The 19718-nt window shown below is 42.9% G+C and carries 19 protein-coding genes; 7 read left to right on the plus strand and 12 right to left on the minus strand.

All coding sequences use genetic code 11. The annotated features are described in order from the left end of the window. Positions 1–221: 221 nt before the first annotated feature. The 4 genes from VM640_RS12295 to VM640_RS12310 form a co-directional block, all read right to left on the minus strand. Positions 222–929 (minus strand): GntR family transcriptional regulator, encoded by a 708-nt coding sequence (locus VM640_RS12295; protein WP_325392625.1) that lies wholly within the window; start codon positions 927–929, stop codon positions 222–224. 12 nt (positions 930–941) lie between these two features. Continuing rightward, the gene (locus VM640_RS12300; protein ID WP_325392627.1) at positions 942–2267 is read right to left on the minus strand and encodes a PhoH family protein; all 1326 of its coding nucleotides are present in this window, start codon (positions 2265–2267) and stop codon (positions 942–944) included. Between the two features lie 166 nt (positions 2268–2433). Then, positions 2434–2601, minus strand: coding sequence for a hypothetical protein (locus tag VM640_RS12305; protein ID WP_325392629.1), 168 nt, complete (start codon positions 2599–2601; stop codon positions 2434–2436). Between the two features lie 139 nt (positions 2602–2740). Then, complete coding sequence (locus tag VM640_RS12310; RefSeq protein ID WP_325392631.1) at positions 2741–3607, minus strand: damage-control phosphatase ARMT1 family protein; 867 nt, start codon at positions 3605–3607, stop codon at positions 2741–2743. A gap of 230 nt (positions 3608–3837) precedes the next feature. On the opposite strand from VM640_RS12310, the gene VM640_RS12315 reads away from it, so the two are divergent. Continuing rightward, the gene (locus VM640_RS12315; RefSeq protein WP_325392633.1) at positions 3838–5094 is read left to right on the plus strand and encodes a polysaccharide deacetylase family protein; all 1257 of its coding nucleotides are present in this window, start codon (positions 3838–3840) and stop codon (positions 5092–5094) included. On the opposite strand, the gene VM640_RS12320 is transcribed toward VM640_RS12315, so the two are convergent. From VM640_RS12320 to VM640_RS12335, 4 genes are all read right to left on the minus strand, one after another. Then, positions 5091–5792 (minus strand): ion channel, encoded by a 702-nt coding sequence (locus tag VM640_RS12320; RefSeq protein ID WP_325392635.1) that lies wholly within the window; start codon positions 5790–5792, stop codon positions 5091–5093. The two genes, VM640_RS12315 and VM640_RS12320, sit on opposite strands and share 4 nt — an antisense overlap. Positions 5793–6211: 419 nt before the next feature. Then, on the minus strand, positions 6212–8434 hold the full coding sequence (locus VM640_RS12325) for a heavy metal translocating P-type ATPase (protein WP_325392637.1): 2223 nt from the start codon (positions 8432–8434) through the stop codon (positions 6212–6214). A gap of 18 nt (positions 8435–8452) precedes the next feature. Continuing rightward, positions 8453–8854: an ArsR/SmtB family transcription factor gene (locus VM640_RS12330; RefSeq protein WP_325392639.1), complete on the minus strand. Its 402-nt coding sequence runs from the start codon at positions 8852–8854 to the stop codon at positions 8453–8455. A 192-nt stretch (positions 8855–9046) separates the two neighbouring features. Beyond that, positions 9047–9793 carry a polysaccharide deacetylase family protein gene (locus tag VM640_RS12335; protein ID WP_325392641.1) on the minus strand — a complete coding sequence of 249 codons (747 nt, stop codon included), beginning with the start codon at positions 9791–9793 and terminating at the stop codon, positions 9047–9049. Between the two features lie 204 nt (positions 9794–9997). On the opposite strand from VM640_RS12335, the gene crcB reads away from it, so the two are divergent. Together crcB and VM640_RS12345 are read left to right on the plus strand one after the other, a co-directional pair. Next, positions 9998–10381 (plus strand): fluoride efflux transporter CrcB, encoded by a 384-nt coding sequence (crcB, locus tag VM640_RS12340; protein ID WP_325392643.1) that lies wholly within the window; start codon positions 9998–10000, stop codon positions 10379–10381. Positions 10382–10426: 45 nt separating this feature from the next. Then, a complete protein-coding gene (locus tag VM640_RS12345; protein WP_325392645.1) occupies positions 10427–10750 on the plus strand; it encodes a DUF190 domain-containing protein in 324 nt (107 codons plus the stop codon). 547 nt (positions 10751–11297) lie between these two features. Here VM640_RS12345 and VM640_RS12350 read toward each other — a convergent pair. Together VM640_RS12350 and VM640_RS12355 are read right to left on the minus strand one after the other, a co-directional pair. Next, positions 11298–11591: a hypothetical protein gene (locus VM640_RS12350; RefSeq protein ID WP_325392647.1), complete on the minus strand. Its 294-nt coding sequence runs from the start codon at positions 11589–11591 to the stop codon at positions 11298–11300. A 93-nt stretch (positions 11592–11684) separates the two neighbouring features. Next, positions 11685–12944: an MFS transporter gene (locus tag VM640_RS12355; RefSeq protein WP_325392649.1), complete on the minus strand. Its 1260-nt coding sequence runs from the start codon at positions 12942–12944 to the stop codon at positions 11685–11687. 761 nt (positions 12945–13705) lie between these two features. On the opposite strand from VM640_RS12355, the gene VM640_RS12360 reads away from it, so the two are divergent. The 4 genes from VM640_RS12360 (at position 13706) to VM640_RS12375 (ending at position 17062) form a co-directional block, all read left to right on the plus strand. Next, a complete protein-coding gene (locus tag VM640_RS12360; protein ID WP_325392651.1) occupies positions 13706–14353 on the plus strand; it encodes a DedA family protein in 648 nt (215 codons plus the stop codon). Between the two features lie 60 nt (positions 14354–14413). After that, positions 14414–15610: a bifunctional DedA family/phosphatase PAP2 family protein gene (locus VM640_RS12365; protein ID WP_325392652.1), complete on the plus strand. Its 1197-nt coding sequence runs from the start codon at positions 14414–14416 to the stop codon at positions 15608–15610. A gap of 156 nt (positions 15611–15766) precedes the next feature. Next, complete coding sequence (locus tag VM640_RS12370; RefSeq protein WP_325392653.1) at positions 15767–16348, plus strand: divergent PAP2 family protein; 582 nt, start codon at positions 15767–15769, stop codon at positions 16346–16348. A 54-nt stretch (positions 16349–16402) separates the two neighbouring features. After that, positions 16403–17062, plus strand: coding sequence for a TVP38/TMEM64 family protein (locus VM640_RS12375; RefSeq protein WP_325392655.1), 660 nt, complete (start codon positions 16403–16405; stop codon positions 17060–17062). A 55-nt stretch (positions 17063–17117) separates the two neighbouring features. Here VM640_RS12375 and cooS read toward each other — a convergent pair whose 3' ends face one another. Next, a complete protein-coding gene (gene cooS / locus VM640_RS12380) occupies positions 17118–19031 on the minus strand; it encodes an anaerobic carbon-monoxide dehydrogenase catalytic subunit (protein WP_325392657.1) in 1914 nt (637 codons plus the stop codon). Between the two features lie 243 nt (positions 19032–19274). After that, on the minus strand, positions 19275–19700 hold the full coding sequence (locus VM640_RS12385; protein ID WP_325392659.1) for a DUF350 domain-containing protein: 426 nt from the start codon (positions 19698–19700) through the stop codon (positions 19275–19277). Positions 19701–19718: the final 18 nt, after the last annotated feature.

The following is a 19718-nucleotide window of genomic DNA, read 5'->3' on the forward strand; positions in this document are numbered from 1 at the left end:
CCCGGCTTTCGCCGAGCTTTGCGATATAGAAGACTTGGTCAGCGCCAAAGCGGTGGCCTTAGTCGCCTTATCCTGCCGAACTTAACCGCATTCATCGTAGGAAAGCGAAAACCGCTGGTTGCACTTATGCTATCTGCCAAACATTTATACTTTCTGTTAGTATAAAGAAAAAAAGCTGCGGTAAAACCGCAGCTCCCTAAGAACACTTCTACTTCATTTTCCTATGATATAACGTAAGCTGAAAAACAATCACTACGATAGAATATTTTAGTATATTCTAGAACTCTTCCACTCTTTTTATCGATGCAACCTGATTCCAATACAAGAAGCGGTGTCAATTGCGTACAGTTCATCAGCATTCTTTGCTTCTTCGTTGGAAAAGCAACGCTTAAAATACTGGGTTTAGAACCGAATTCATGATATCCTTTGCTATTGTAATAGCTGAACATCGATGTGATATTCTTACCTATAATATCAATATCATCGAACACCGATTTGGTAACATAGGAGATATGAAGAGCGATCGGTTGGTGATCAATAAACCTTAATCTACCCACTTTAAATACCTGGTCATTTTCGCTTGCCTCTAGAAAACCATAAATTTTGGGGTTAAATTTTATAGCCTTGCAAAAAACATTTGTTGACTGAAAATCATAACCTTTTTCAATCATTTTTTGACTAAAACTAACATCTCCAGAAAGGACAAGTTCAATTTGCCTGTACCTATCTTTTACATAGCTGCCTTTTCCCTGAAGCTTATAGATGTAACCCAGTTCTTCCAGCCGTTCGTAAGCTTTCCTGGCTGTGATCCTAGGGACATGATAGTTATCTGCAATATCATTTTCTGAGGGAAGTTTGTCATGGACTTTGTACTTTCCTGAAGTAATTTGAGACATTAATTTATCCACTATTTCCAATTCCTTTGGCATGACAACAAACCCTCAAAGTAATTCGGCAGCTCGAGCTGCCAGTTCACTACGTTCTCCTTTAACTAACCAAACTTGGCCATAAAAAGACTGACCTTTGAGACGGGAGGCAACATAAGCCAACCCGTTACTTTCTTTATCCAAATACGGATGATCGATTTGGTCTGGGTCGCCGCACAGGACTATTTTAGTACCCTCTCCAGCCCGTGTAATAATCGTTTTAATCTCGTGGGCATTAAGATTCTGGGCCTCATCAATAATAATGAATTGATTAGCAATACTTCGCCCTCGAATATACGTAAGGACTTCAATTTCAAGCTGCCTTTTCTTTATGAGCAAATCAACGGCACTCTCGAGAATCGATTCACTGTCTTTATCGCGCTGCTTGTCTTGTTTAGGCCGTAACAAAAAGTCCAGATTATCATAAATTGGTTGCATGTAAGGACGGATTTTATCCTCTTTCTCTCCAGGAAGATAACCAATATCCTTGCCAAAGGGCACAACAGGACGGGCACAAAGAATTCGCGCATAAAGTTCCTGATGAATCGTTTGTTCGAGGCCGCTTGCCAAAGCGATCAAGGTTTTTCCTGTCCCGGCAGGCCCCATTAAATTGACTAATTTTATCTCAGGATTGCTAAGTATTTCCAAGGCCCATATCTGCTCTATATTTTTGGGTACAACACCCCAATAGTTTCTATTGTGTCTATGCAGATTGATCAGTTTTGATCCATCTGCAGAAGAAATCAGTGGGATCTCACTTTGATCCGTCAAAATTCCCTTTACACAGCTGTTGGGTAATACAGTCTCCTTTAAGCCAATCTGGCCTTTCTTGTAAAGTTCATCTACTTCGACATCTTTCAGTTCCATTAAAATAACTTCATCATTCAATGGAGCAAGGTTAACCTTATCATTATAATAATCTTGAGTCATGACCGATAAGGCATCAGCTTTTACCCTCATCGCAATATCTTTCGTAACAAGAATAACGGGACGCTCATCTTCACGTGCCAAATTGAGCGTAACTGCCAGGATACGATTATCCGCTAAAGTAATATCTGAAAACAACGAGAGTGGATCTTCTGAACAATGATTGAGTTCTATCCTCAGCCTCCCCTCATTAGGCAATCGTACCCCTTGAGAAAGTTGACCGCCTTCTCTCAGTTGATCTAATAGACGTATTGCCTGACGTGCCAATTGGCCAACATCATCTAGAGATCTCTTTTTGTTCTCTAGTTCTTCGAGCACCGCATAAGGAATGACAACCTCATTATCCTCAAAACGGAAAATAGCTTTTGGATCATGAAGTAAGACACTCGTATCAAGCACAAAAACCTTCTTCATATTCTACACCCCCACAGATATTATTTGGATAACCTGTTAGCCACGCTTGAAGCCATATAGGATTCCGAATTCCTCCTCGACCAATATTATCTACAATCTCATGAATATCAATTAATGCTATACATTTTCTATCCCCCTTAAACAAGAAAAGCGAGTCCTAATCACGTTAGGAAACTCGCTTTTGTGTTTTATTCTGTAGCAAGATTCTACCTATTATTATAGAGTCATCTTGCCTAAGACCATTTTGAGCATGCTCTATTCTACAAAATTTCGAACGTTCATCAACAGCAGATCTCCAAATAGCTTTTACAATTTGCTCTTCCCTTTCTGTCATAAACACCCTCCCTTTCGTACTCTAAAAAATTGATTATTACCCTTTTTAAAGCCGTGGATGATTCAACTCTAAGGAAATATTACTATACCATTGTTAAATCCTTATTACGTTCACGTAAATAGAACTTTAAAAACACCATTTAATTCATTTTTACGCGAGCAAAAACCATACTTCCTAAATCAACGCCCAGATTTTTCGCCACAATTTCGCATTTTGCGCGCAGAAGGAAATACGTCTTTTTCCCTGCCTCAGGTGTCGATTCCAAGGATTCGTAATTGGCTTGACCCTTACTAATGATCAAATCAGCCCGCTCCATGGCTTCGATAAGCTCCTTTGAACGTTCCTGGACTACAGTTCCGAGGTAACCATTTCCGTTGGTTATCACTTCGGCGACTTCGTCTATGCCCACTTGGAGTGCATCCTCTAAGGTCGCATCATTTAAGATCGATTGACCTTTGACAACAAACGTAACCCGAACTCCTGATTTCCGAAGTTCTTCAGCTAGGAGCTTATCAAAGGCGATCTCCCCAGAATTATCTCCTAGAATTAGAACTTCGCGAGCGGTTCGTAACCTTTCCTTAAACTCCGCCGAGTCATCTCGGGTAAAGTTCTTGGCTAAGGATTCCCGAAGCGTCTCTTCAATGTCATAATCCGTGATTATTCCTAAATCAATGATATTGCCTGCGACGGAAATTTGACAAGCCGTATAAAACGGATCGAGACTCTCACGGATACGTTTCCTAAGTTGAGGAAGAAGAGACAAAGCGAGTTCATTTGATTCCCTCTTTGCCTTCTTGAACGGATCGGGAATTTCTAATAGCTCGTTGATCTTGCGCAGAACAAGAGTAGAATTCACTGCGGGAGTTTCTACCGGATCGAGCTCTGGAATCATCGGTAAAATCTGATACATAATCTGACGTGTTTTCTCTTCTGAACATTTCGTTTGCGCAACCGTATTGATGACTTGTTTCATATAACAAGGAATACATTCCAGTACGACTTTCAAGGTTCATTTCCTCCTAGTTTTCTTACTTAGTTTAGCTGAACTTATCATCCATCATTTTTAGTATACTGCGTTCTTATCCTTTGTTCCATCATTCGGGAGCGATCATAAGGCTATGCAACAGTTCTGTTATTTTTGGTCCAGAGAGTTATAATAGATAGATACCTTACACCTAACCTTAAGGGGCACTTCACATTTAAGTCTTAAACTATGCGATAGGAGGAATCCCAAGCATGAGCGGGATTATTTTATTGATCGTCATTGTCTTCGTCTTATTGATCTATACAACAATTCCAGACATTTTTCTCCACCGAATGGGAATTGGAGCTTGGAAAAGGCAATATCAACCCGGAGTTGCCTTAACCTTTGACGATGGTCCAGATCCCACCTATACTCCACGTCTTCTCGACCTTCTGGATCGCTATCAGGTTAAAGCGACCTTTTTCTTGGTTGGAGAAAGAGCGGCACAACATCCCGAACTTGTCCAGGAGATTGTTACACGTGGTCATCAAATTGGAGTCCACTGTCAAGTTCATCAGCATGCCTGGTTGATGAGTCCCTGGAAAACTTGGCAGGTATGGACTAAAGGGATTGCAACTCTGGAACGCTTAACTGGTTCACCCATCCATTGGATTCGCCCCCCGTGGGGAACGTTTAATCTTTTTACTTTCCTCTGGTTCAAACATCACAAGCTGAGAGCCATTCTTTGGAGTACCGAGGGGCATGACTGGGAAGCGCGGAGAACCCCGGAGCAAATCGCGGAACGCATTTTGCATAAAGTCCAAGAGGGTGGAATTATCGTTCTCCATGATAGCGGCGGAGACTCCGCTGCTCCAGAAAACACCTTGCGCGCGGTTGAACTCTTGTTGCAAAGAATTCCCGTCGAAAAAAAGCTGCCTATACTCCCGCTTAATCTCCCGGATTGGACTGAGTACCGCCGCCTTGCCTACCGCCTCTGGGAAAAGTGGGAAAACTTTTATGCCCGCCAAAACCACATCACTCGAATTAACTCGACCAGTCTTTTTCGTTTAGGGAAAATCAAATATCATGGACCAGATCTCCGCGATGAACAAGGGGTGGTTCTTGCTCATGAAGGAGATATCGTGGGCGAGCTTCACTTAGATAATACCCGGTTACAGATGCAACAAACGGATTCCCAAAAGATCGCGATTGAAGCGTTACGCAAAGCCCGCACCTCTCTCCCCGTTCTGGCCGACTATATCGCGAAGAGCCCTGAATATCAGGATATCCGTGTTTTCGTCGGACTCACCTTGATCAATCGTGGAGCCAAGGGGTTAGGCTTTAATGTGCAAGAGGTTCCTGTAAGTCCCTTTGTTCGCTGGGTAGGTACGCTCCAGAGAATGATCATGCGTATCTATCATCCCATGGGCAAATCTCATCGGATGAATCGTTTAGGCGAACCCAAAATCGTCTGGGTCAGCAAGGAATCCCTTATCCACCGTTGGTCGTCTCTGTCTCCTCACGCTTAGGAATCAGCAAAGAAAACAATTCCCATCGTAAAGATATAGATAAAGAACAGAACTTCAAGACTCACAAGCATTCTTGAAGCATTACTGACTGGAGAGAAATCTCCCATACTTGCTGTGGCAAAGGTCGTAATACTAAAATAAACAAACGTGAATAATTCAGTGACGATATCATCTCCGATATGATCTCCCGTAAAACTTCCTGGAACTAAGTGATATTCAAGATCATAAGCAGCGGCAAAATAAAGGAGTAAAATGGTAATCGCTGAGACCACCGGAACGAACGCTGTAATGATATGCCCATCGGTGGCTGTCAACACGCTAAACACATAGAATGAAACACCCGCAGTCGCGAGTAACGAATAAATCACAACTACAGCCGATCCTACTGGAGGATTTCGAGTCTCAGGACAACTTTCAGAACTCCTTGTTTCGGCCTCCTCACTTCTCCATTTTTTATGGTTTGCCATGAGAAGAAGTAAAAAGGAGGCTCCTGCCCCAACGATAGCAGGCACCAAAGGCCAAATATTCGCAGCCACAATATCTCGTTCCGTAACCCTATGCTCTGGTTGCTGAGAAAGCATTGGAGGTTTGAAGGTTCCCCTCCCTTCATCCAAGAAAGTGGAATTCGTAGGGTAGTGCTGCGAGGGGTACCATATATGCGGCGGATATTGCCCCTTCATTTCGTCCCACTGACCCATCCCTTCACCCCCTTCGGTCTTTATTCTATTCCATATTATTCCATAGAGTTCTACCGTGTTCTCGCGCAAGGGAACTTACTTTCATCGGTAAAGAAAACTTGGCTTGCGCCAAGCCTCTGGCGTAGGCGGAAGCCTTAGTTGCACTTATGCTATCTGCCCGAAACTTATACTTTCTGTTAGTATAAAGAAAACCCGGCTTGCGCCGAGCTTTGCGATATAGAAGACTTGGTCAGCGCCAAAGCGGTGGCCTTAGTCGCCTTATCCTGCCGAACTTAACCGCATTCATCGTAGGAAAGCGAAAACCGCTGGTTGCACTTAGAGTTTATCTGCCGAAAATTTATACTTTCTGTTAGTATGAAAATAAACGACCACGCAACGTCTAACGTTGCGTGGTCGTTCTCTTACCCACAAATTCAAGTCTACTTCGCGGTAACTCCCCCCAAATTCAATTCAACCAGAGTACTTTTCTCGCCAAGGCGCACTCCTGGGCTAGAGTAACGACGAACTCGGGTCGCATTTAGAATGGCTAGAAGCGCGACTCCGACATCCGCAAAAACTGCTTCCCACATATTTGCCAAACCGAGCATCCCTAGAAGAATAAATCCGATTTTGATCAACAGCGCAAAGACGATGTTTTGCCAGATAATTTTCTTGGTAAACTGCGAAATTTCTAACGCATTGATGAGCTTTGAAGGCTGATCTTCCATGAGGACAACATCAGCCGCTTCAATCGCCGCATCTGAGCCCAGCCCCCCCATGGCAATACCAATATCAGCACGGGTCAGGACAGGCGCATCATTGATTCCATCCCCAATAAAGGCTACTTTACCCTTAGTTATCTCCTGCTCAATCAGGAGCTTCTCCAACCAGGATACTTTGTCTTCCGGTAAAAGATCGGCGTGGAATTCCTGGATTCCAAGTTTCTTAGCCATACTTTGGGCCACCGAGGAATGGTCACCTGTTAACATAACCGTCTTAATTCCCGCTTGATTGAGATAGTGGACGGTTTCTTGAGCCCCAACTCGAACCTGATCTGAGATGATGATAAAGCCCGCATAACTTCCATCCACCGCTAAATAGACCCGCGTTCCTTCTTGCTCTACTTGCTCTTCGGGAAGCTTAATTCCCCGTTCTTCAAGCAAACTCTTCTTACCGATAATCACGGAAAGGCCATCGACAGATGCGAGTACTCCTTTCCCCGAGATTTCCTCATACCTTTCAAGGGCGGAAGAGTTTACTCCACTATTAAACTTTTTGCGTATTAATTGGGCAATGGGATGATTCGAATGAGCCTCAGCCTTGGCCGCAATTTCAAGAAGTTGAGCATCTGTGAACCCTTCTCCAGACTGAACCTGGACCACTTCGAAGACCCCCTGGGTTAAGGTCCCAGTCTTATCAAAAACGACCGTTTTCAATTGAGTTAAAGCCTCTAAATAGTTTGCTCCCTTAACCAAGATGCCCTGACGTGATGCTCCCCCGATTCCGCCGAAATAACCCAGAGGAACCGAAATCACTAAGGCACAGGGACAGGAAATAACAAGAATTGTGAGCGCCCGATAAAGCCATTGACTAAAACTCCCCATTCCCAATACAGGGGGGAGAATCGCAATTCCTAAAGCGGCGACGACAACGCCTGGCGTGTAATAACGGGCGAAGGTCGTAATAAATTTCTCCGTTTTGGCTTTCCGAGAACTTGCATTTTCTACTAAATCAAGGATTTTTTGAACGGAAGAATCCGCATATTCCCGAAGCACGCGAACCGTCAGCGCTCCAGTCGTATTAATCATCCCTGCCAAAACAGGATCATCCTTCTCCGCCTTGCGTGGCACAGATTCTCCGGTCAAAGCCGATGTATCAAGATAAGAACTGCCGTTGACGACTATGCCGTCAAGAGGCACTTTCTCCCCCGGACGTACGACAATCTGTTGCCCAACTTGAACATCCTCGGGATCGACCTTAATAATTTGCAATTGATGAATGAGATTGGCTGAATCCGGTCGAATATCAAGCAGAGCTTGAATAGAATGCCGCGAACGATCAACCGCTCGACCCTCAATGTAGTCACCCACAGCATAGAAGAGCATAACCCCTACTGCTTCTGGTAATTGGTGGATCGCGATCGCTCCTAACGTTGCCAAAGCCATGAGAAAGTTCTCATCAAAGACTGCTCCTCGGAGAATATTTCGAATCGCCTTGACTAAGACCTCGTATCCTACCAAGATATACGCGCACAAAAAAACTAAATACTCCAAAATATGATACGAGGTGTTATCCCAACTTGGCGTAAACATCAGACCAACAACAAACAACACTGCGGCCATAGCGATTCTTATGAGCTGCTTTGACAAGTCTACTTTGGTCTCTTCCTCTTTAAAATCATGGCTCCCTCTTTTTCCTCCTGTTAACTCAACTAGCTTTATTCCAGGCTCGATCCTTTCCATGATTTTCTGAGCTTCCTGAAGTTTAGACGGGGGAAGATATACCGTTTTCGTTACAAAATTGATCGTCGTCTCTCCGTAGCCTTCAGTGAGGCTTAATGCTCTTTCCATCTTCGCTGAACAATTGGCACAAAATTCACCTTCTATTCGATATTTCACCTTCTGTGAAGATTGCTGCTCCGCTTCAAGACTTCTCTCTTTCATTTTTCTCCACCCTCTTTTTTATCTCTCGGAAATATGCTCTAGCCCTTGCCGATATAACCCTAAAACATGATCATCATCTAAAGAATAATAGACCATTTTCCCCTCGCGGTGGAATTTCACGAGTTTGCTATTGCGGAGTACTCTCAGCTGATGAGACGTAGCGGATTGACTTAACCCTAAGAGTTCTGCCAGATCGCACACACAGAATTCTCCCTTGGCTAAAGCCAAAGCATCCACAATCCTTATCCGCGTCGGATCACCGAGCGTTTTAAAAAGGTCTGCCAGATCATTGGCTTGATTCACATCGATGATGCGATTTGCGAATCTATCAATAACTTCTGGATGAATGCACTCTACCTCACAAATCAGACTTTCTGCCACAAGATTATTATCCGTCTCAAGGAGTTCTTTATCCGCCATTAGACTTTGCCTCCTCATATGAATATATGTTCATATGAGTATTTTACTCAATGATTACTAAGAAAGCAACCAATGGAAACAAAAAAAATCAAATAGAATTTTAAAATTTATATCACAAAACGCCCCTTTCTTCTCTGCTGAAACGAGATTCCTCGATCAGAACAATTAAGAAAGGGGCGTTTACGTTAAATTCTAAAATCCGGTACCCTTGTCTTGTGATACCTCGGACTTATAAGTTGGGATTTGGCTGTTTTTTCCTTCGAAACGTTGCAACTCCGTTAACGTAACGAAACGATAACCGTCCTTTCTTAAACGATCGACAATAACTTTCAGTGCTTCTGCCGTTTGCTCCCGCTTTTCTCCCCCATCATGCAGCAGAATAATTGCTCCTGGGAAACTGCTCCCCACAACATTTTCTACGATCCGGTTGACCCCCGGATTGCGCCAATCCTTGCTATCAATACTCCACAATGTAAAGAGATACCCCTTCGCCTTTACACCTTGAAGAACGCCTTTTGATACAAATCCACCGGGAGGTCTGTAAAAATAGGTATGCTGATGAAGTGAGTTAAAGATGATTTGATCTGTTTTCACTAATTCTCGAACGGCTTGACTGGAACTATAACTATGCGAATAACCATGATTCCCAATTTCATGTCCCGCCTTATAGATCTCTAGGAGCAGCTCTGGATTGTGTTCAACATTTTCGCCAAGGACAAAAAAAGTTGCTTTAACATCCTTTTCTTTCAACGCGTCAAGAACCATCTCTGTATAATTAGGATCGGGTCCATCATCAAACGTTAGTGCGATCACTTTTTCCTGAGTATGTACCATAAAATAAGTACCTGGTGTGCGTACAAGTGAAGGAACTGGGACATTCCAACTGGCAAAGCTTATTCCCAGCACACCAAAAATGAAGAGAAAAAGAAATAACGTCATCCTTCTTTTGTTAATCAGTAAGACTCTCACCATCATCCCTCCTACTAACCCCTCCACTAAAACTATATGCCTTTAATCCTCCACTAACACCCTTTTCTATTCTCAGAGTTTGACCAAAAAGTAGGGATAAGCTAAAATAAAATTTAATCAAGGTTGTGGAGCTTAGAGAATACATGAGGTAGGAATAGCTCTTACTAATGGGGTGTGATTGAAATACATGAACTTTGGGTGATAGCCATAGGTGGAGCCTTAGGAGCGTTGAGTCGGTATGAATTAGGGGTGTGGATCTCCAATAAGTGGAATCAAGGTTTTCCTCTCCATACTTTTCTAATCAACATTTCTGGGGCCTTTTTATTGGGCTTCCTGAATATACTTTTTATTGAGCGAATGACCGTTAGTCCGCTTTGGCGTCTAGGAATCGGTGTTGGCTTTCTCGGGGCCTATACGACCTTTTCGACCTTCGGTTTTGAAGTGATTACCCTCCTTGAAGGAGGAAGCTATACTACTGCTGCTACTTACACTTTTTTAAGTATTGTCATCGGGTTTGTGGGTGTCGCTTTAGGTATCGGTCTAGCCCGTATAATCTAAACCTTGAAAAACCCGAGAATTAGACTTTTCACTGGAGGTTTTAATATGCAAGATAAAGCGAAACTTCTCAAAGTCTATGTTGGCGAAAGTGAGCGCTATAAAAATAAACCCCTTTACCAATACTTGATAAAATGGCTTCGTGAAAAAGAGATTGCCGGGGTCACGATTAACCGTGGCATTGAGGGCTATGGTCAGGATAAAGTTGTCCATACCGCCCGGCTTTTAGAACTGTCCGCTGATCTCCCTATTGTTCTCGAGATTGTAGATACGGCGGAAAAAATCGAAGAAATTCTACCAGAACTTTGTCAAATGGTCCCCAAAGGGCTAGTCTTTAGTACAGATATCTTTATTCATAAATACGGGAAATAGAAAAGATCTAATAATTATCAGCAAATTTTGCATGAAGTTCCCTTTTCTCCTCCATACTATTTTTAAGGCCATTAATCAAAGAACTGAGGATGTGAGAAGATGAAGAGGACTGGCGAAATTCAAAAGAAACCCCAGGGTAGTGATAGTGCGAAATATGAATCTCGAAGCGTAAGCTTTAAGCAAGATCAGAAGAAGAAAAATGACCCAAATACTCTAGAGCAATCTTAAAGTGTAGTAAGACTTTCGGGGAATTAGATAAAGGAAACTTGGCTTGCGCCAAGCCTCTAGCGTAGGCGGAAGCCTTAGTTGCACTTATGCTATCTGCCCAAAACTTATACTTTCTGTTAGTATAAAGAAAACCCGGCTTTCGCCGAGCTTTGCGATATAGAAGACTTGGTCAGCGCCAAAGCGGTGAAACCGCTGGTTGCACTTAGAGTTTATCTGCCAAAACTTATACTTTCTGTTAGTACAAAGAAAGTGCAGTCATCCACGCCTAGTCGAGATGCTGCACTCTTTTTGTTTGTAAGTTCCCTTAATGTTCCGTTTTCTACAGACTATTGAACAACCAAAGATATTCCGTCAACAAAAGAATAACGTTAATTCCTGCCGCAATGCACAAATTCTGCATCCACTTCTGAGGGAGACGTGCTTGATAAAAACCAAAATTAAAGATTAGAATAAGCGATGACGAGACAGCCCAACGGGCATAGAATCCATTCTGTGCACCCCATAAACTAATGAACCAGATCACTGGGATATAAATAAAAACTGAGATAAAGCTAAGAATGAGATACCCAATAAAACGCCGGTACTCATTCAGGCCCGTTTTCTTTTCCCACATCCTGCATCCACCTTTCGTTCTTATTTTACCAAACCTAAGCTCTATCACCTACTATATATTTTCTTTTGCCGCTACCACTACGCTCCTGGGAACTTAGATAGACTCCACTTCAGGGTTAATTTCTGCCCTCAGATTCCGCCTTTCATAGAATTCCAATCCCCCCATCAACATGGCAAAAATTAACGTTGAAACCCCGATCCCTTTCCAACCCGTTTCTAAGCTTACATAATTCAGGGCTTTGCCCATCCCGAAGGGGCCTAGAGTATGTCCAAGGTTGAAGAGCGTAGGAACAATCGCACTCATCCGACCACGATGCGAAGCGGGAGTATGATTCGCAATAAATGGGGTAACACTGATGGCTAAAATAATTTCCCCTAAAGTAAAGGTAAACGCCCAGAGAAAAATAAAGAAGAGGGAATTGAGTACCCCCAACATTCCAAACCCTAGAGCATAGAACAATCCACCATAAACCATACGACGCATCAACGGAGTTTTCTCCGCAAGCTTGGTCACGATCGGGGTAAACAACATCACAACTAGACCGTTAAATCCGGCGAGATAGCCGAAATATTGGGCACCCGTTTGCGGAAAAAGCTGCAGTGTTTGTATCGGCAACATAAATGACCACTGAGAATAAGCAAAATTATAGCCAAACATGATGAAGGAGAAATACAGCAGGATCGGGCGTTTAGCGAGAACGCTAAAAATAGACCCTTCCTCCCGCCTCTCCCATTTACGCGTTTCTTCAATAACCTCAACCTGTGCCTTATGAATTGTTTCCGGAATAAAGATACCGATTAGTAATAAGGCAATCAGCGCCGTCGAGGCATCTCCGATAAACACCCAAGGTAAATGATGTTGATAAAGAATTCCGCCAATCACCGGTCCAACTGCAAACCCCATATTCCAACCCAGATAAGACAGAGCATAAGCCCCAGCCCTATTCTTAGGATTCGTCAGGTCGGCGATCAGCGAATCATGAGCCGGACCAGATGCTGTCATGGATGCACCCGCAAACATAAGCACGTAGACTAAATCGAGCGAAGGCTTCATGGAACCCGCCAGAAGATATAAGCCAATGGCTAACCCGTTAAAAAACAGAATAACACGTTTGCGGCCAAAATGATCCGCAAGCTTTCCACCCAGGAGGGCAGCGGGTAAATAAAGCAGGCCTGTTAAACTGATATAAAATCCAGCCATTTCTTTAGATAGACCTATACTTTGGGTCAGAATAATCGTCATCAGGGGCATAACAAAGCACCCTAGAGCATTAATAATTCGAGCCACAAAAATGACGTAAATTTCTTTAGGCATCCCTTGATAGGGACGAATTAAGTTTCTGAAGCTAAACATAGGATTCCTCCTCGATCTTCTCTCGCAAAAAGCCACGGTCCTCCTTGTTTGAGCAAAGAGATCCGTGGCCTTCAGTCAGTCTCGGGGCTATTGTTTTAACATAAAGAAAACTTAGCAGGCGCCAAGCCCTAGCGCAGACGACTGCTTAGTTGCCTTATCCTGCTGGACTTAAACACTTGCATCGTAGGATAAAAAGTCACGGACCCATAACGACCCGTGACGATTATCACTCTTAAATCATGGTGATTCAAAGCATTTTAACCGACTTCGCACAGGCCGCGGTATAAAATTGGTAAAACAACTCCAGTTACGGCAATGATGATTCCCATCTTGACACGGCCTCCTTTCAACGCTAAGTTTTAAGATGTAAATCAGTATATCCATAATTTCTCCGCCTGTCAATCCCTTCCTGTCCATCTAAATTTATCCTTCACCTTAACAGTCCAGGTTTCTCTTGGTATGTACGGAACTCATAGACGAGCAAGCAGATCAGGGCCCAAACAGCTCACCGTTATAGCTGCTACTTTTAAAACTTGATTTAAGGGTATCTAAAGATTATTAATATATAATGAACGTGTATAAACTGGGAAGGAGTGAATTTACATGTCTGAAGGGAACTTATTAGTTAAAAAGACTAATTCTTTAACAATATTGCCAAATAGAAGATTAGACAGTACAATCTACTCATCGTAATAGTTCATGAATCGATTCAAGTCAAGTTTTAAGTAGAATTTTGGAGAATATATGTTAGGAGAAATTAAATGAGCAGCATCATGAGTTTTATTGATATTTTTCTACATCTGGATAAGCATTTGAGTTTATACATGACTGAATATGGTATATTTATCTATCTAATATTATTTGTAATCGTTTTTTGCGAAACGGGCTTTGTGGTTACGCCATTCTTGCCAGGTGACTCGCTTGTCTTTGCTACAGGGGCTTTAGCAGTAGCTGGCTCAATAAAAGTTGCACCTGTTTTCCTTATTTTTTGTATTGCGGCCATAGCCGGGGATACCGTGAATTACTCCATTGGACATTTTTTGAGGGATAAGGTCTTAGCGCACGAAAATATACGTTTTATAAAAAGAGAATACATTGAGCGCACAGATGCATTCTTTAAAAAGCACGGTGGCCAGACGATAATAATAGCCAGATTCATACCGATCATACGAACATTTGCACCTTTTGTGGCCGGAGTGGGCACGATGCCTTATCGTCGATTTATTCTCTTTAATGCCATAGGAGGAATATCCTGGGTCAGCATAGCTCTGTTTAGCGGGTATTTTTTCGGGAATATTTCGTTTGTCAAAAACAACTTCAGTATGGTCATACTCGGCATAGTCGTAGTTTCATTGATTCCTGTGGTTATCACCTTTGTAAAAAACAAAGTGACAACAAAGAAGATATAAGCATTTGCCATTGCTAATCTGGAGGATGGACAGTTGATAAAAAGTTTTATATTCTCTCTTATGCAACAATACGGAGACCCGATTCTTTTTATCGGTCTCGCTGCTGAATATTTAGGCCTGCCCTTTGTGCCAGGCGAAGCAATGTTGTCGTTCATGGGTTTTTTAGGGTTAAAAGGGTCAGGTTTGGCAACCCTTTATTCCATATTTTTTGCGACCGCAGGCACTTTTGCGGGTTCAATGATCGCATGGCTCATCGGCTATAAATATGGCGAAGGAGTTGTACTTAAGCTAGGCAAGCCAATTCACCTTACGAAGGAAAGGCTTGATAAGACAAGGGTGTCTTTTGACAAGCATCAGAGAGCTTTAATTGTTTTCAGTAGGTTTGTCCCTGGCGTCAGACATGTCGTCCCCTATATAAGCGGTATCTGCAAGATTGAAGCAGGTAAATACGCTGTACTGAGCCTTGTCGGGTCAATTTTGTGGTGTGGTTCATTTATAGGCATGGGCGCACTGCTCGGCGAAAGATGGCAATCATTTGTTAGCCTGGCAAAGACCTACTCCTTGGCATTGTTGCTGCTGATTGTATTCATATTTGTGATCATAAAGTACTTTAAAAACCATCAAAAACTCATATTTGCCATCGCCGTCCCGCTGTTTTTATTTATTAAAATTAGCGAGGATATTGTCAAGAATGAATTAGCAATTTTTGACAGTAGCATTTACACGTTTGTAGCCAGCTTCATTACAGAGGACATGACTGATTTGATGAAGTTTCTGACTTCTTTGGGCTCAGGGCCTGTTCTGGCATTTATTACTGTGATTGTTATTATAGCTGTACGAAAGAACAAGAAATACGCTTTTTATGGCTGGATGATCGGTACCAACCTGCTTGCGAGCTCCATACTCGATGTATTCTTTAAAACGATTTTTCACAGGAAACGGCCTGATATATTAAGGCTAATAGACATCACAGGTTTCAGCTTCCCGAGCGGACACTCCATGATAGGGTTGTGTTTTTACGGCTTTATCGCATATATCCTGTGGGTAAACATGAAAAGCAGATGGAGATACCCATTGGTTTTTTTATCCGTGGCTTTGATCATATCAATTGGTATCAGCAGAATATACCTTGGGGTGCATTACGCCAGCGACGTTCTAGGGGGATACTCAGCCGGACTTGCATGGCTGGCTGTTTTTATAACAATCAGCAACAGGATGTATAAAACATATAGCGACAAGCTTAAAATACTCGTTTAGGAGAGTTCCTATGTCAAAACAGCGTTCTCCTGACAATAAATTGCAGCACAATTTACCTTAATGTTAATTTAATACCTTAAACGACTTGCTTTTAAGGTTATCTTAATATTATTCATGTATGATGGAGTTGTATCTTTCGTAAACGGGGTGAATAACATGTCTGAAGGAAACCTCTTCATTACTGCCCTTTTGGCTGCCATCTTTGCACAAGTTATCAAAATACCATTAACGTATATCTCCCAGAATCGCTGGGACTGGCGAGCTGCTTTTTCTTCTGGAGGTATGCCTAGTTCGCATACAGCCATGATGGTCGCTTTAACTTCCGCTTGTTTACGAAACTACGGCTGGAATAATCCCTATTTTTGTATTAGTGCTACCGTCACGCTGGTTATCATGTATGATGCCGCTGGAGTACGGCGGGAAGCCGGGAATCATGCCATCCTTCTGAATGAGATTACTTCGGCGCTCCAAAATGTTAATATACCTGATCTAAAGAATATTCAAATTACCCTTTCCAACTACCCCTTAAATGAGAAGATCGGGCATCAACCCATTGAGGTTCTCGGCGGAGTCTTGATTGGACTAATTGTTGGGCTAAAGCTTGTTCCCAGTTGGCACCTTCTTGAATCTTACTCCCGTCTCCTGAGTTATACAGCGCTTGGCGTTTTCATTCTAGGCGTAGCCTATTTCGTCTATAGAAATTACGCCAAACAAGAAGAAAAAAGGGAACAAATTTAGAACAAATGGTTATACTAAAGATACTTAGATTTTCAATTGAGCGAGGTTAAATACTTGAAAGATCAAAACGTCAAAGAAAAGAATTATGGCTGGCTAACCTTAATTATTATACTTTCCGTCAGTCTGATTCTCCTCTTTTTTTACCTAGATCGCCAAAATAAGCTCTCCTACTTCATTCAAACCTGGGGAATAGGCGGTATTTTGCTAGCTATCTTACTCATGGCAGCACTTTGTATGACGCCTATACCTTCTGAAGGGCTTGTTATCCTTTTACTTAAGATATTCGGGGTCTATTGGGGTATATTATACTCTTGGCTAGGTTCAATCTTAAGCTCCATAGCGATCTTCTATATTACTCGCTATCTTGGTAAGAGTTTCTTTCAGAAATTGCTTACTCCCCAACGCTTTGAGACAGTGGATCATTGGATTCGAAAGAAAGGTTCTTCAGGATTGCTGATCGCACGCCTTCTCCCGATTCCCGCTTTTGCTGTTAACTATATTGCTGGTGCGATACCCTCAGTTAAACTTTGGCCATATGTCTGGACTGCCGCTTTAGCAATCATCCCCTACTATATGGGAACTGCGCTTGTTTATGTTGGAGTCGCTCAATCAACCTGGATTTGGTTAGCTGTCGGCGGGGCTGCAATTATCGCCTTTTGGGGTATTAGCTATTCTCTGAGTAAGGTCAATAAATCTGAACAAGGCTGTAAATGAGGAGGGCCAAAAGAGGAGCTCGTCGATTTTATCATCGCGAGCTCCTCTTTTTTTCTTACTGCAATCCCAGACCTTTTCGTTTGAGTACGATATGCGCTTCAATATTATTGGCGACTTCGACGGGATCATCTCCGAGAGCGATCTTGCCGCCGGTCAACCCTTCAACATCTTCAGTGAGGAGTTTTACGAGTTGAGGCCCACCAGTCACAAAAGGCGTTGGTGACAAGTGCGTATAGGCACCGTAGGCTACCCCAAAAACTCCATCTATTGTCGCTTTTTGCTCCATCCACTCGGGAGCAGTAATTGCTATCGGCAATTGCGGCACATCCACATCGAGATGATCAGCAAGCGCACTCACCAGCATGGAAATTCGCCCCGTATCGGTACAGGTTCCAAAGCTGAGGACTGGTGGGATTTTCAGAGCACCACATACTTCTTTTAGACCGGGCCCTGCCAGATTGAGGGAATCAAGGTTACAGAGTCCAGCCACCTCTAAGGCATGATTTCCACAGCCGCCGGCAACCACTAAGATATCCTTTTTAATCAGTTCTTTCGTGAGATTGACCGTGTTCCAGTCATGTGGCCCATTGCGCAAGGTTGAACAGTTTGCCAAGGCCACGATGCCCTTAATCTTCCCCGCAGCAATGACTTCAACGAGAGGATCCAGTTTATTACCTAACGCTCCTAAGACTGCTTCAGTTGAGAAACCGGCGATTGCCTTAGTCGTCATCTTCGGAACCAAGGGTTTAATTTTACCGTGCCTTTTGGGGAAGTTCTCAATCCCAAGTTCAATTAGCGCATCCACCATTTGATCCACTGCTGAAGGATCATAAGGTATTTTATGTTGAAGTCCAGGTATATCAACAATCGTGCTAATCGCAACAAGCGTTGCCTGATACTTTTCAGCATACATATCAATAGCTGGCGGTGAGCAATTCTCTTCCATGGCAATCACATCGACTGTCCCAGTCGCGAGAAGGGGTTCGATCGCTAGCCAGTTGCCCATAAGCCCAACAAAAACATCGTCCATCACAAACCGTTGGAGAAGTTCTTGACCGGTCTCGATGGAACCCACAACCCTTAGTCCTTTGGCCCCAACTGCTTTCGCTCGTTGCTGCACTTCTGAAGTTTGCGCTTTTGCAATCATCGCGGCCCCTGCCCAAGGTTGATGTCCGTTGAAAACAATATTGATATAATCAGGATCCATAATTCCAAGGTCAACATCGACTTCGTGCGGTAGCGGCGTTCCAAAGAGGATATCCTGAACCATTTCTAAGCCAATTTGAGAATTGTAGATTGTGGCTAAAGCCAAGCGGAGGGCCTTAATCGCCAGCGAAGCGTAATTTCCATCCACGTTGGTTAAACAACTGGCAACGCAGTTCTGTTCTTCATGCATCGTTCCTGCAGGATAGATATTTATATTTCGCCAAACCTGCTTCCGTTTTTTCGGAGCAAAGGCCTCAACCATCAGGTTTGGTTCTTCCACGCCAATTCTTTGTTGATTCTCCAAGAGATCCGCTAATTGAATCGCCATCTGATTAATCTCTTGGTTGGAATTGATACCTAGCTTTTCACACATCCACTTAAGCTTATTAACATCTTTAATCTTAAACGGAGTTTTTCCTTCACCTGTTGCCTTCAGTGTCCGATATGCTTCATAGGCGTGATGGCTATAGGTACCTGCGCCCATAATATTTTGGAGAAGCAACTTGCGCATCGCCATGGCATCCGGCCCAATTCCACAAACGCCCCGATCTTGCTCTCCTTTTTCATTGATTCGGCAAGGCCCTTGTGAACATTGCTGACAACTTAACCCTTGCAGACAAAATTTGCAGCGTATCTTTTCTTGGGCTGCGTAGCGATCAAAAACATTAGACATCCCATCCTCCCGGATGCGGACCAACATCATCTCGACGGAATCGTGATAACTCACTCGACCTTTAGCTTTTTCCAGAACTGTTTCAGACATGCGCAAGCGTCACCCCTTCATACTCGATCTACACCAAAGTTTGCGCATCCTGCAAATAAATATGTACATATAACTTTGAACATAAGTTCATAAGAATTTTGTATATTTATTCATTTTCCTGTTTAGAAAAAGAAAGGGTTATGCTACTATAGGTCTACAGGTCCAAACAAAGCAAAATAGATAAAAAAAAAGGGATGGAGTTGAACTTTGGTTCAACTTCATCCCTTTTACAGGTAACTAAATCTAATAACTAATTAGCGCAGCCATTAGAACTCCTGAGGTCAAACTTAAGCAAAAGGAAAAAATCGCGACGCCGACATTACCCTGAGGAATTTCTTTACGAATCGATATTCCCGGAGTCAACAGTTCAAATAGATAATATACAGCGATTAAAAAGATTGTACCTGTTAAAGCCCATACTACGAGATCCCATAAACTCATAGCGTGATATATCGCAGATGCCAGTAAGAAGGCAATTCCGAGGATTTTTCCTCCCAAATCTAAAGCCACAGCTTTAGCAGAGGCCACCTTTAGCGGATCCTCCAAGACATCCCCATCAAACATAATCTTAAATTCCCGGTAGGGTGTGGTTAAGGTGAAGAGGAAGATGGCAAAGGCCATGAGTGGTATAGTTACCCCTAAATACTTTAAAAAATTCACAAAGAGCATACATTTTCTCCTTTCTAA

Source organism: Desulfitobacterium sp. (genome assembly GCF_035539115.1).
GTDB lineage: Bacteria > Bacillota > Desulfitobacteriia > Desulfitobacteriales > Desulfitobacteriaceae > Desulfitobacterium_A.

What these genes read in the sequence shown, in the direction of transcription:
- VM640_RS12335 (WP_325392641.1), bottom strand. Translation starts at nt 9,793, where the DNA reads ATGACGTTATTTCTTTTTCTCTTCATTTTTGGTGTGCTGGGAATAAGC.
- VM640_RS12315 (WP_325392633.1), top strand. Translation starts at nt 3,838, where the DNA reads ATGAGCGGGATTATTTTATTGATCGTCATTGTCTTCGTCTTATTGATC.
- VM640_RS12305 (WP_325392629.1), bottom strand. Translation starts at nt 2,601, where the DNA reads ATGACAGAAAGGGAAGAGCAAATTGTAAAAGCTATTTGGAGATCTGCT.
- VM640_RS12345 (WP_325392645.1), top strand. Translation starts at nt 10,427, where the DNA reads ATGCAAGATAAAGCGAAACTTCTCAAAGTCTATGTTGGCGAAAGTGAG.
- VM640_RS12350 (WP_325392647.1), bottom strand. Translation starts at nt 11,591, where the DNA reads ATGTGGGAAAAGAAAACGGGCCTGAATGAGTACCGGCGTTTTATTGGG.
- VM640_RS12325 (WP_325392637.1), bottom strand. Translation starts at nt 8,434, where the DNA reads ATGAAAGAGAGAAGTCTTGAAGCGGAGCAGCAATCTTCACAGAAGGTG.
- VM640_RS12370 (WP_325392653.1), top strand. Translation starts at nt 15,767, where the DNA reads ATGTCTGAAGGAAACCTCTTCATTACTGCCCTTTTGGCTGCCATCTTT.
- VM640_RS12320 (WP_325392635.1), bottom strand. Translation starts at nt 5,792, where the DNA reads ATGGGTCAGTGGGACGAAATGAAGGGGCAATATCCGCCGCATATATGG.
- VM640_RS12355 (WP_325392649.1), bottom strand. Translation starts at nt 12,944, where the DNA reads ATGTTTAGCTTCAGAAACTTAATTCGTCCCTATCAAGGGATGCCTAAA.
- VM640_RS12330 (WP_325392639.1), bottom strand. Translation starts at nt 8,854, where the DNA reads ATGGCGGATAAAGAACTCCTTGAGACGGATAATAATCTTGTGGCAGAA.
- VM640_RS12365 (WP_325392652.1), top strand. Translation starts at nt 14,414, where the DNA reads ATGCAACAATACGGAGACCCGATTCTTTTTATCGGTCTCGCTGCTGAA.
- VM640_RS12295 (WP_325392625.1), bottom strand. Translation starts at nt 929, where the DNA reads ATGCCAAAGGAATTGGAAATAGTGGATAAATTAATGTCTCAAATTACT.
- cooS (WP_325392657.1), bottom strand. Translation starts at nt 19,031, where the DNA reads ATGTCTGAAACAGTTCTGGAAAAAGCTAAAGGTCGAGTGAGTTATCAC.
- VM640_RS12360 (WP_325392651.1), top strand. Translation starts at nt 13,706, where the DNA reads ATGAGCAGCATCATGAGTTTTATTGATATTTTTCTACATCTGGATAAG.
- VM640_RS12385 (WP_325392659.1), bottom strand. Translation starts at nt 19,700, where the DNA reads ATGCTCTTTGTGAATTTTTTAAAGTATTTAGGGGTAACTATACCACTC.
- VM640_RS12300 (WP_325392627.1), bottom strand. Translation starts at nt 2,267, where the DNA reads ATGAAGAAGGTTTTTGTGCTTGATACGAGTGTCTTACTTCATGATCCA.